Raw genomic sequence first — 11529 nt, 5'->3', positions numbered from 1 at the left:
AGCGTGAGGAATATATGGATAGTAAAGCTCTAAATCGCTAACCCTTAAACGGCGTAAGCCAAGATATCAAGTTTAGCGTGATGCTCATCTAGGTAATCGTTAACCATCGGCTCACAGCAGCCACAGCAAGTCGCAACATCGAGGGTATCTTTTAGACCGTCAAGGGTATCAATACCTGAAGCAATGGCTGCTTTGATTTGCTTTTCTTTTACGTCATTACAGATGCATACGTACATGGACTGGCTCCTCTGAATACCGCTATTCGGTAACTACTTTTATTGCTCATAAATTCAATGCGTGGATGATAAAAATGGTGAATAGAGTGTTTGCTTCGATACTCACGGGCATTTTTATTGCTTGATATATAATAACGATAACTATTATCATTTGCAATAGTATTTGATATATTATTGCAGATAAAATCACCGTTATAAAAGTACGCTTATATTACACGCGATTAATTGATGTAAGTGGATATAAGCGTGCGTGTAACCGAATATTGTCAAAGGTAGTGAATTAACGACGAACTGTAATTTAGCTCATTTTTTAATCGATTTTGTAGATAACTACTGTTATATTGAACCCCTATTAACAAAGCTCAATTGGAATTGTTCTATGTCTGATAATAATTTTACGATACGACCTATCGAGTTATTTAAAGTCTTATCTGACCCGACGCGATTAAAAATATTTCAAATTCTATTTAATAAAGAATCACGCTGTGTGGGCGAGCTAGTAGAAATACTGGATCAACCGCAGCCGACGATATCGCGTCATTTGAACCATTTAAAGAAACTCGGTATCTTAAGCTGTGTTCGCGATGGTACTTGGATGTGGTATGAAGTCGCTGATGACTTACCAGAATGGTGCCAAGAGATTTTGGATATTACTTATAAGCAAATATCTAGCAAAGATAGCGATATATCCAAGCCTGCTGGAGTATAATGACGATCTAGCATTATTGCTATCAACATTTGATCTCAATAATGCTAGATGCCAAATGAAATTAAGTCATGCTTTAACCCATAAAAAAAGACCTATTTATTGTAGGTCTTTTTTTATGGGTGATGATAGACGAACTGAAGCAAATCCCACTATGCTAAATCTAAAAAATCGCTGATAAATGCATTGGCAGGCTGGTGTATCAGTTCCTCTGATGTGCCTACCTGCTCTACCCGCCCTTGGTTCATGACCACAATCTCATCTGAGACTGCGCGAGCTTCTTCTTGATCGTGAGTGACCATGATACTGGTAATACCAAGCTCATGGTGAATGTTCTTTAACCAAGTGCGTAACTCTTTACGTACCTTGGCATCGAGGGCGCCAAAAGGCTCATCTAATAGCAATAACTTTGGTTTCACTGCTAAGGCTCGTGCCAGCGCAATTCGCTGACGCTGACCGCCTGATAATTGATGCGGATAAGCATTGGCCACTTGTGGTAACTGCACCAAGTCCAATAGCTCGGCAACGCGCTTATTGATCTCTGCTTTACTGGGTCGCTCATTTTTTGGTAATAGCGTCAGCCCAAACGCAACGTTATCAGCAATGTTTTTATGGCGGAACAATGCGTAATGCTGAAACATAAAACCAATATGGCGTTTTTGCACTGGTGTATTGGTTACGTCCATCTCATCAAACAATATCTGGCCTGAGTCAGCATACTCTAAGCCGGCGATAATGCGTAGCAACGTCGTTTTGCCACAGCCTGACGGTCCCAGCAAAGTGGTGAGCTTGCCAGTCGGTACCGTGATATTGATATTATCTAAGGCGGTAAACTGACCGAATTTTTTATTAACGTTGCGAATCTCGATGCTCATAATGGGTTCTCTTATTATATCTTTGGTATCGTGGCAGATTTGTGGTGGTTACCGCATTTATTTTATTAAATGCCAGCCCTTGTTCAGACCAAGTTGAGATAATGTTGCTTATTACTTATTCAAACTTTCAGCGGTCGTTGCATCAGTAGTATTGGCGCTTACCAGTAACTCAGGCGCACTAGCCAGCCGCTCGGACTTAGCAAATTTACGCTCTTGTAGCTTGGTCATGACTTGTTGAATAAGCAGCGTCACGAGCGCCAATGCAGCAAGTAAGCTTGATAAGGCAAAAGCGGCGGTAAAGTTATAATCATTATAAGCAATCTCGACCAGCAGTGGCATGGTATTGGTCTCACCGCGAATATGACCAGATACCACACTCACCGCCCCAAACTCCCCCATTGCCCGCGCATTGGTCAAAATCAAACCATAGAGTAGCGCCCATTTGATATTGGGTAGTGTGACATGCCAAAACGTCTGCCAGCCTGTCGCGCCTAAGGTCAATGCCGCTTGCTCCTCAGAGTCGCCTTGCGTCTGCATCAGTGGTATTAGCTCACGTGCAACGAAAGGAAAAGTAACAAACAGCGTCGCTAATACAATACCTGGAACCGCATAAATGACTTGGAATCCCATGCTTTCAAGCCAGCCACCGATCGTAGAGTTGAGTCCAAATAATAGAACAAACATCAGACCTGCGACAACAGGTGATACGGAAAATGGTAAATCAAGTAAGGTGGTTACCAGCTGCTTACCTTTAAACTGATAGCGCGTCACCAACCATGCAATTGCGATACCCATCACCATGTTGATGGGCAAGACAATAGCAGCGGTAATTAATGTCAGTTTAATGGCTTGTAAGGCTTCTGGATCGACCAGCGAGGCAATATACAGCTGCCAGCCACCTTTAAAGGCTTCATAGAACACAGCCAGCAACGGAATGACCAACATGACGACCATAAATAGCACTGCGATGACGATAAAGGTGCGGCGTATCCATGGCGTGTCTTTAGTCGCTGCGTTGCTTTGGTAGTCGTAGCTATTAGATATTTGCATTAGCGAGCTCCTACACGGCGCGACAGCTTCCACTGCATGATGTTAATGGTCAATAAGATCACAAATGAGATCAGTAGCATAAACAGTGCAACCGCAGAAGCACCTTGAACATCAAACTGCTCTAATTTACTAATGATAATGAGCGGTAAAATCTCTGATTGCATAGGGATATTACCAGCGATAAAAATCACCGAGCCATACTCACCAGTGGCACGAGCAAACATCATGCCAGCACCCATGAGTAAAGCGGGCAACAGCTCTGGCAAAATTACTTTGCGAAACGTCGTCAAGCGATTGGCGCCCAATACCGCGGCTGCCTCTTCAAATTCAACCGATAGCTCAGCGAGTACAGGCTGTACCGCACGGACAATAAAAGGAAAGCTGACCACGACCAATGCCAGCCAAATACCTATGGGTGTAAAGGCGACCTGAATGCCAAATTTATCAAACCACTGTCCAATCAAACCATTAGGCGCATAAAGGGTCGCAAGCGAGATGCCCGTGACCGCTGTTGGTAACGCAAATGGCAAATCAACTAGCGCATTAATCAACGACTTACCCCAAAACTCGTAGCGTACGAGCACCCAAGCGACCAATGTACCAAACACCATATTAGTGAGCATCGCTAAAAACGACATCCATAAGCTTAGCTTGATAGCAGCGGTGACTTGCGGTTGACTAATCGTCTCCCAAAAGCCTGTCCAACCCATCTGTGTGGTGGTATAGGCCATCATGGCAAACGGTAATACCACCAATAATGACAAGCTAAAGACAGTGATACCCATGCTCAGGCCGAACCCTGGCAGCACATTGCGTTGGCGCAAACGTGTTAGCCACCCTTTTTTTGCAAGGGCTTTGCTGGCAGGAGATGTTTTTGCACTCATAATGATGTCCTATTGCCTAACCAATCATACTTAGCGATGATTACTATTTATTGTTATTGCTTAACGTGGGTTTTCAATATTGATACTTAAAGAGAGTACTTAACAGAAAGTACTTAACGATGATGCTGTCCATGCTGTCATGTAGTTGTTAGTTTGCTTACGGTATAAAGGACATAGCGTATATGACCATGTCCTTTATGGGGTTCTGCATGACTAACGCTATGACTGACTGCACTTGCTAGCGCAGTAGCTACTCTTATGTGCTTAGCAATCGATTACTGAGGCGCGTTAATGGCTAGCTGATCAAATACGCCGCCATCACTGAAATAAGTACCCATAATTTCATCCCACGTGCCAAAGGCATCATTTGGACGGAATGTTTCGATTGGTGGTAATTTATCACCATTTTTATCAAGGACGCTTTTGACGCTAGGACGTAGATATAGATTGGCTGCCAATTGCTGGGCAGGCTCGCTCCATAAGTAGTCAAGATAAGCTTTTGCGGCATCCGTTGTGCCTTTTTTATCTGTTACTGACTTTACAATCGCAACAGGACTTTCTGATTTAATAGAGTACTTAGGATAAACGATGTCTACTTTACCAGCACCGAAATCAGTCGCTGCCAAATTGGCTTCATTTTCAAAAGTTACTAGCACATCACCAATACCGCGCTGAACGAAAGTGGTTGTCGCGGCACGTCCACCATTTTCATAAACTTTGACATTTTTGAGCATGTCTTTTACATAGTTTTTGGCGTTAGTCTCGTTGTTATCAAAAGCGTGCAAGCCATAACCATAAGCGCCCAAGAACGCATAACGACCATTACCCGTCACTTTTGGATTGGCCATGACAATCTCAACGCCTTCTTTGGTCAAGTCTTCCCAGTCATTGATGCCTTTTGGGTTGTCTTTACGGACTAAGAATACGATGGTGCTGGTAAAAGGAACGGCATTGTCTGGGAATTTGCTTTCCCAATCTGACTCAACCAAACCTTTTTTCTCAAGCAGCTCAATATCTGAGCCTTGGTTCATGGTAGCGACATCTGCTTGCAGACCATTAGCCACAGACAGTGCTTGTTTACTTGAGCCACCATGTGACTGCTTGATTAGGATATTGCTGTTTGGATTTTCCGCTTTATAGTGCTCAACGAATAATGGGTTGTAGTCTTTATAAAAGTCACGTGCCACATCATAAGAGACGTTCAGCAGCTCAATATTTTGACCCTCTGCGGCTGCTGTGCCATCTGCATTAGCAGTCGTCTCTGTCTCGCTATTGCTACAGCCAGCCAGCCCCAAGGTTAATGCAACGCCTGCAATGCTCAAGACGTTACGTTTTTTACTTTTTTGTTGATAGCGCAAAGCGTATGTCATAAATCCCTCAAAGGTATCTGTTAGGTAATGCAAGTATGCTAACAGTGCCATCTTATTATGTTTAATGATGAATATGCGTATGTTATTGCCAAAATGGAATAACAAGAATATAAATATAAGGTTATCAATCACTTAAATATCATCGTCAATGTATAATGCTGACACGCTATCAACTGACCCCTCTACTCGTACAAACTTACTGCTTTGAGCATGTATCAATCCATTAATGAGCTCTTGATAAACAGCACCCTACTTCACTCTTGCTAGCTGATCGAAACGCCCGCCATCGATAAAGAAAGTGTCCATAATCTGCTCCCAAGAACCAAATACTGCTACCGGCTCAAAAGTCTCAATATCAGGTAAGGTTCCTTTGTGAGCTGCCAGCACTTGTGGATTACTTGGACGCATATACATCTGTGCCATAAGTTCTTGTGCTGGGGTGTCCCATAAGCCTTTTAGGTAAGCATTCGCCGCTTCCGTCTTGCCACCTTTGTCAGTCACTGCCGTTACAACCGCTACTGGGTTAGCAATCACAATAGAGTAGCTTGGGTAGACAATGTCAACTTTACCCTTTGCAAATTGCTGGGCGGCTAAATGTGCTTCATTTTCGGTCGTAATAAGTACATCCCCTAGCCCGCGCTGAGTAAAGCTGGTCGTTGCTGCACGCGCACCATTATCATAAGTGACCACGTTTGCCAGCAGTTTTTTAATAAAATCATTTGTTTTGGCAGGGCTTTGCACCGTTTCTTTAAATTGATGTAATCCGTAACCGTAGGCACCCAAAAAGGCATAACGCGCGGTGCCACTGGTTTTTGGGTTTGGTATCACGACATCGATATCATTACGCGCCAAGTCAGACCAGTCTTTGATATTTTTTGGGTTACCATCGCGCACCAATAGCACCATCGTACTAGTGTAAGGAACGGCATTGTTCGGGAATGCTTGCTGCCAATCAGAAGCAACCAAGCCTTTTTCGACTAACAGATTCATATCACTTTCTTGGTTTAAGGTGACCACATCTGCCTGCAAACCATTGGCGACCGACAGCGCTTGTTTGCTTGAGCCACCATGTGATTGATTGATATTGACCTTACTGTCTGAATGCTTTTGCTGATAATCTGCGCTAAATAAAGCGTTATAGTCTTTATAAAAATCGCGCGATACATCATAAGAGACATTCAACAGACTGATATTTTTCTCATCACTCGCTACTTTTGTTCCGTCTTGTTGAGTGACTTCGGTAGGATTACAGCCTGTCATTAGCATGGCAAACGCCAGTACGCTACCCACTTTAACACTGACATTGGTTAGCTGTGTCGGCGTATTTTTATTTTCAATAAGTGTATGTATGTTCGCAAAACGAAGCTTTTGAGATATTTGCTGAATACTTTTGTTATGTGGTTGCATGAGTGCTCTCTATAAGATTGTTAGAACAGTTTTCCATAGTATTAATAACCTTATTAATACTTATAATCCTTTGGATTTAGTTCTATAGATAATGAGAACTATGCTAACAGCATGTGAGTCAAACGCTTAGTGACAAATCCGCTTATCGAGTGATTAACTTGGCATAAGTAATGTTATTAGTTATTCTGCAATGCTTATTTTCTCCAAGTATTTTTGCGGTATAGTGATAAGCAGACACTTTTGAGTAAGTTATGGTATTGCTTACTATATAGACGAGCCTTTATGTAAACGATACTATCTCTGACAATCTGACATCCATGCTTGTCAGGCGTTGCGTTTAGATAGATAACGACCATCCCTCTTAACCACTCCTTTATCAAAGGTATTTAAATGATCATGTCTCCACCTTGTTACGCTCGTCACTCACGCTTTTTTGCGGTACTTTTCACAACATCTGCTGCTTTGTTTGCCCTAAGTGGCTGTAATAACGTGACGCCCAGCCTGAAGCACCAAACCATAAAACAGCCGATAGCTGACGTTACGCCAGCTGTGCAAGCAGTTGTTGGAGACTATGCTGATGAAGATTATGAAAAGCGCGCGCAAGGCTATGATTGGGTTGGGGTGATCATACGAGCAGATGGGAATGATAAAATTAATATTAAAGTACGAGCGCGTAGCGATGTGAAAAAACCGACGTGTCAGTTTGATGGACAAGCAACCTTGATGGGTCAAGACGATGCGCACGGTATTATTTTCCAAAGCAAAGTCAATGACAGCATGGCATTCTTTCAGTTTAAGGATGATAAACTGACTATTGATAGTCAAGATAAATACGCACTGAACTATTTTTGCTCAGGTGGTGGTTCGCTCGTTGGAGAGTATCAAAAGCTAGCAGGTAACCTAGAATTGAATTAAATATTTAAGTATTGAAAAGAAATTTAGATATACTCCGGAAGATAAAAAAAGGGATCAGATTTATTGTCTGACCCCTTTTTTTATGGGTATTTTTTAATTTTGCGCATCAACTAAAAAGCATCAACTAAAAAATAATATTTACACTGCAGAGGCACCGACTAATTTCACTTCAGCACGTTCTTCTTTTGCGATACCCGCATAATAATCACGCAAAATCTGTAAGACTTCTGGACGGCTAAAGTTATCTGGTACCTCTTCGTCTTCTGACAGCGCTTTGCGCAGTTTAGTACCTGATACTTTGACATGCTCAGACGCTTCATGCGGGCAAGTTTTGTCAGAAGCCATGGCGTTACAAGCATTACACCAGAACGTCCAGCCAATTTTTAGCGGCTGAGTGATCAGATCGTCCTTGCCAACCTGTTCAAAAATCGTTTGCGCATCAAATGCACCATAGTAATCGCCCACACCAGCATGATCACGACCAACGATCAGGTGGCTACAGCCATAGTTTTGACGGAATAGTGCATGTAGTAGCGCCTCACGTGGACCTGCATAGCGCATGTCTAACGGATAACCCGCTTGAATAACCGTATCTTGTCTAAAATAGTTATCAATGAGCGTTTTAATAGCTTCTTGACGTACTTCGGCTGGAATATCGCCTGGCTTTAATGCACCTAATAAGGAATGAATCAACACACCATCACAGATCTCAATCGCAATTTTGGCAAGGTATTCATGTGAGCGGTGCATTGGGTTACGCGTTTGGAACGCAGCAACTGTTTTCCAGCCCTTAGCATCTAATATTTCACGCGTTTCTGCTGGGGTTTTGTAGATTTCTGGATATAACGTTGGGAACTCGCCTTCGCTCAATACCTCCACGCTACCGGCAATATTGACTTCTTCTTGATTCAATACTTGCTGTACACCCGGATGTTCTGGGTCTGTGGTCGTAAATACTTGCTGACACTCGTGTTCTTTATCAATGGTATAGGTCTCTTCTACCGTCAAGATACCCATGACTTCGCCATCTTGAGCGACCAATGCTACTTTGTCGCCTTGACTCAGACTATCCGCCGTCGCTTTTGGCGCAGACAAGGTGATAGGAATGGGCCAAAACAAACCCGCATTATCACCGCTTTGCAAGCGCATGTTATCAACCACACCTTGCCAATTGGCTTGATTCATAAAACCATTTAATGGGGTAAAACCACCGATACCGAACATGATTAAATCACCGCGCTCACGTGAGCTGAGGGTAATAGATGGTAATGTGCTGGCAAGTTTTAATGCTTGAGCACGTGCTTCATCATTTAACAATAACGGCTTAAGCTCTGCACTACCATGTGGAGGAACGAGTTTTGACTGGGTTTGGATTTGGGTCTGAGACATATAGTTATTAAAACCTCTTAAAAAAGAATGGTCGAAGAAAATCAGAAACAAAGCAAAAAGCTACTAAGCGTAAAAAACTAGTAAGGAAGCCCTCGATAGACGATAAATACAGCACTACAGTCAGGCGTTAAATTTGTTAAGCATAGGCTACCTAACTTTCGTTATGAAAATTTATGCTGTGTTTGGATATGGATATGTCTGAAAGGAATTTATGTTTCTAAGTACAAGCTTATATGATGTATAGCTGAATTGTTTATATTGCGATTTGTGATAAAGTTTATCGCACACGAGCACACAGATGAGATTGCTTACATCGCTGCTTTTAAGACTAAAAACAAAACTGAGATTACGTCATGTATCAATATAATTACGCTGACCAGACGTTGGTAGAGGAACGAGTTGCTCAATTTCGCGACCAAACCGAGCGATTTCTAGCGGGTGAGCTGCCAGAAGAGCAGTTTTTGCCACTACGGCTGCAAAACGGTCTGTATATTCAGCGTTATGCGCCGATGTTGCGTATCGCCATTCCTTACGGTCTACTTGCCAGCTATCAGTTGCGCAAATTGGCAGAGATTACCCGCAAGTATGATAAAGGTTATGGGCACATGACTACCCGTACCAATATTCAGCTGAACTGGCCAAAACTAGAAGAGGTGCCAGATATTTTGGCAGAATTGGCAACGGTACAGATGCATGCCATCCAAACCTCAGGTAACTGTATCCGTAATACCACAACGGATCCTTATGCTGGTATCCATAAAGAAGAAATCGCTGATCCACGTCCCTATTGCGAAATCATTCGTCAGTGGTCAACCTTCCACCCTGAGTTTGCTTTTTTACCGCGTAAATTTAAAATCGCGGTGATTGGTACCGAAGCGGATCGCGCTGCAACGCAAGTACACGATGTGGGTCTGCACGTCATTACCAATGACGCAGGCGAGCTTGGCTTTGAAGTGATCGTTGGTGGCGGCTTAGGACGCACCCCCGTTATTGGCAAAACCATTCGCAAGTTTTTACCTCGTGAGCATTTACTCAGCTATCTCGATGCCATATTACGCGTTTATAACCTGCACGGTCGCCGTGATAACAAGTACAAAGCCCGCATAAAGATTTTGGTAGATAGCTTAGGCGGCAGTCAGTTTGCCAAATTGGTGGATGCTGAATGGGAAGCACACACTAAAGGTGGCCCGCTTACCTTGACTGATGACAATTTTGACACCGCTGCTAGCTACTTCAGTATGCCTGATTATCAGTCATTTGATGCGCTCGCAGTACAGTCTGAGCTACAACAACAACTAAGCACTGATAAAGACTTTGCCAACTGGTATAACCAGAATACCGTCGCACATAAGGTGGACGGTTACCGTGCGGTAGTGATCTCTTTAAAAGCAGGACTGGTCGACGGTAGTTACGTGCCTTCAGGGGACTTGACAGACTTGCAAATGGATGCCCTTGCCGATCTGTCTGATCGTTATAGCTTTGGTGAGTTGCGCGGTACGTATCAGCAAAATCTGGTATTCGCTGATGTGCAAACCAATGACCTTTATGAATTGTGGCAGCAGCTGTCAGATCTGCATTTAGCACGCGCCAACATCAATACCTTGACCGATATGATTGTCTGCCCAGGTTGGGACTACTGTTCACTGGCTAATGCAACCACGTACAATATCGCCGAACAAATCGAAAAGCAGTTTGATGATTTGGACTACTTATACGACTTGGGTGATATTCGCCTAAACATGTCAGGTTGTATGAATGCTTGCGCCCATCATCACACAGGTGACATTGGTATCTTGGGTGTGGACAAAAAAGGTGAGCATTGGTATCAAATCAGTCTTGGTGGTAATTCTAGTGACGATGCCAAATTGGGCAAAATCTTAGGAAAAGCGGTGCCAGCGGATGATGTGGCCAGCACCTTACAAACCATTTTAGATGTTTATCTGGATATACGCGGCACTAACGAACAAGATGTTGAGGGTTTTGGTGACGTGATTGACCGCGTTGGTATCGCCCCCTTTAAGGAGAAGGTCTATGGCTAATCATCATGTGCTCGATAGCCATGGCTCAGACATCAGTGGCGAAGATACTTGGCAAGCACTAGCGACAGCGCAGCTGCCTGATGGTATCGCGTTATCAAACCTTACCTTGCTTGAGCTGTTGCACAAACAAGAAAAAGTTGATGTACTCGTACCATTAGCAGATTTATTAAATGCTGATGGCAAACTAGCAAACGGTTTGCTAGAGCAAGTATTTGATATCCTCAAGCAGCACAGCAGCCGGTTGGGTGTGTGGATCACTTCCAACACCGATGCTGACGCCTTAGCTGAGGTTAAAGACTTTTTATTGACGCAAAACTTGATCGTGATTCATGTCCCAAGCTTTGTGGATGGTCGCGGTTTTAGTTTTGCACAGACCTTGCGTCAGCTTGGCTATGAAGGCGATATTCGTATGGCTGGTAATTTTGGTCGCGATCAAATTGCTTATCTACTGCGGGCAGGTGCCACCAGCTTTGTGCTGAATGAGCATGACTTGCAGTCCATCTCTGATATCAGTCAAGCCTTTACTGCTCTAGCCAGCAGCTATGACGGTAGAAATGCTGCAGCATTACCGATGTTTGCTAAACAGTCAGAACCCTCAGTCGCACAGCTTTAGCACTGACCATAATTTTTTAATCGAAATTTTATACTAACAACCATT

At 43.3% G+C, this 11529-nt stretch carries 10 protein-coding genes and 1 pseudogene; 4 read left to right on the top strand and 7 right to left on the bottom strand.

Annotation, left to right across the window (positions count from 1 at the left end):
• Positions 1-44: 44 nt before the first annotated feature.
• Positions 45-236 carry a (2Fe-2S)-binding protein gene (locus tag JMX93_RS12605; RefSeq protein ID WP_193011482.1) on the bottom strand — a complete coding sequence of 64 codons (192 nt, stop codon included), beginning with the start codon at positions 234-236 and terminating at the stop codon, positions 45-47.
• 379 nt (positions 237-615) lie between these two features.
• Here JMX93_RS12605 and JMX93_RS12600 point away from each other — a divergent pair, with 379 nt between their 5' ends.
• Positions 616-945: an ArsR/SmtB family transcription factor gene (locus JMX93_RS12600; protein WP_193011483.1), complete on the top strand. Its 330-nt coding sequence runs from the start codon at positions 616-618 to the stop codon at positions 943-945.
• A 152-nt stretch (positions 946-1097) separates the two neighbouring features.
• Here the strand turns inward: JMX93_RS12600 and JMX93_RS12595 are convergent.
• From JMX93_RS12595 to JMX93_RS12575, 5 genes and pseudogenes are all read right to left on the bottom strand, one after another.
• Positions 1098-1817: pseudogene (locus JMX93_RS12595) on the bottom strand (sulfate/molybdate ABC transporter ATP-binding protein); the annotation flags it as partial.
• 111 nt (positions 1818-1928) lie between these two features.
• On the bottom strand, positions 1929-2867 hold the full coding sequence (gene cysW, locus JMX93_RS12590) for a sulfate ABC transporter permease subunit CysW (protein WP_443557319.1): 939 nt from the start codon (positions 2865-2867) through the stop codon (positions 1929-1931).
• Positions 2867-3751: a sulfate ABC transporter permease subunit CysT gene (gene cysT, locus JMX93_RS12585; RefSeq protein WP_193011486.1), complete on the bottom strand. Its 885-nt coding sequence runs from the start codon at positions 3749-3751 to the stop codon at positions 2867-2869. Before cysT ends, cysW begins: the two co-directional genes overlap by 1 nt.
• 275 nt (positions 3752-4026) lie before the next feature.
• Complete coding sequence (locus tag JMX93_RS12580) at positions 4027-5121, bottom strand: sulfate ABC transporter substrate-binding protein (protein WP_499204919.1); 1095 nt, start codon at positions 5119-5121, stop codon at positions 4027-4029.
• A 249-nt stretch (positions 5122-5370) separates the two neighbouring features.
• Positions 5371-6528, bottom strand: a complete 1158-nt coding sequence (locus JMX93_RS12575) for a sulfate ABC transporter substrate-binding protein (protein ID WP_499204918.1) — start codon at positions 6526-6528, stop codon at positions 5371-5373.
• A 390-nt stretch (positions 6529-6918) separates the two neighbouring features.
• Here JMX93_RS12575 and JMX93_RS12570 point away from each other — a divergent pair, with 390 nt between their 5' ends.
• The gene (locus JMX93_RS12570; RefSeq protein WP_499204917.1) at positions 6919-7443 is read left to right on the top strand and encodes a hypothetical protein; all 525 of its coding nucleotides are present in this window, start codon (positions 6919-6921) and stop codon (positions 7441-7443) included.
• Positions 7444-7581: 138 nt separating this feature from the next.
• Here the strand turns inward: JMX93_RS12570 and sat are convergent, their stop codons facing one another.
• On the bottom strand, positions 7582-8832 hold the full coding sequence (gene sat / locus JMX93_RS12565) for a sulfate adenylyltransferase (protein ID WP_499204916.1): 1251 nt from the start codon (positions 8830-8832) through the stop codon (positions 7582-7584).
• A gap of 353 nt (positions 8833-9185) precedes the next feature.
• Here sat and JMX93_RS12560 point away from each other — a divergent pair, with 353 nt between their 5' ends.
• Both JMX93_RS12560 and JMX93_RS12555 read left to right on the top strand, forming a co-directional pair.
• A complete protein-coding gene (locus JMX93_RS12560) occupies positions 9186-10871 on the top strand; it encodes a nitrite/sulfite reductase (protein WP_499204915.1) in 1686 nt (561 codons plus the stop codon).
• Positions 10864-11484 carry a DUF934 domain-containing protein gene (locus JMX93_RS12555; RefSeq protein WP_499204914.1) on the top strand — a complete coding sequence of 207 codons (621 nt, stop codon included), beginning with the start codon at positions 10864-10866 and terminating at the stop codon, positions 11482-11484. Before JMX93_RS12560 ends, JMX93_RS12555 begins: the two co-directional genes overlap by 8 nt.
• Positions 11485-11529 lie beyond the last annotated feature (45 nt).

The sequence above is a fragment of the Psychrobacter muriicola 2pS genome (genome assembly GCF_904846535.1).
Taxonomy (GTDB): domain Bacteria; phylum Pseudomonadota; class Gammaproteobacteria; order Pseudomonadales; family Moraxellaceae; genus Psychrobacter; species Psychrobacter aquimaris.
This window is presented reverse-complemented; position numbering and strand designations above follow the sequence as displayed.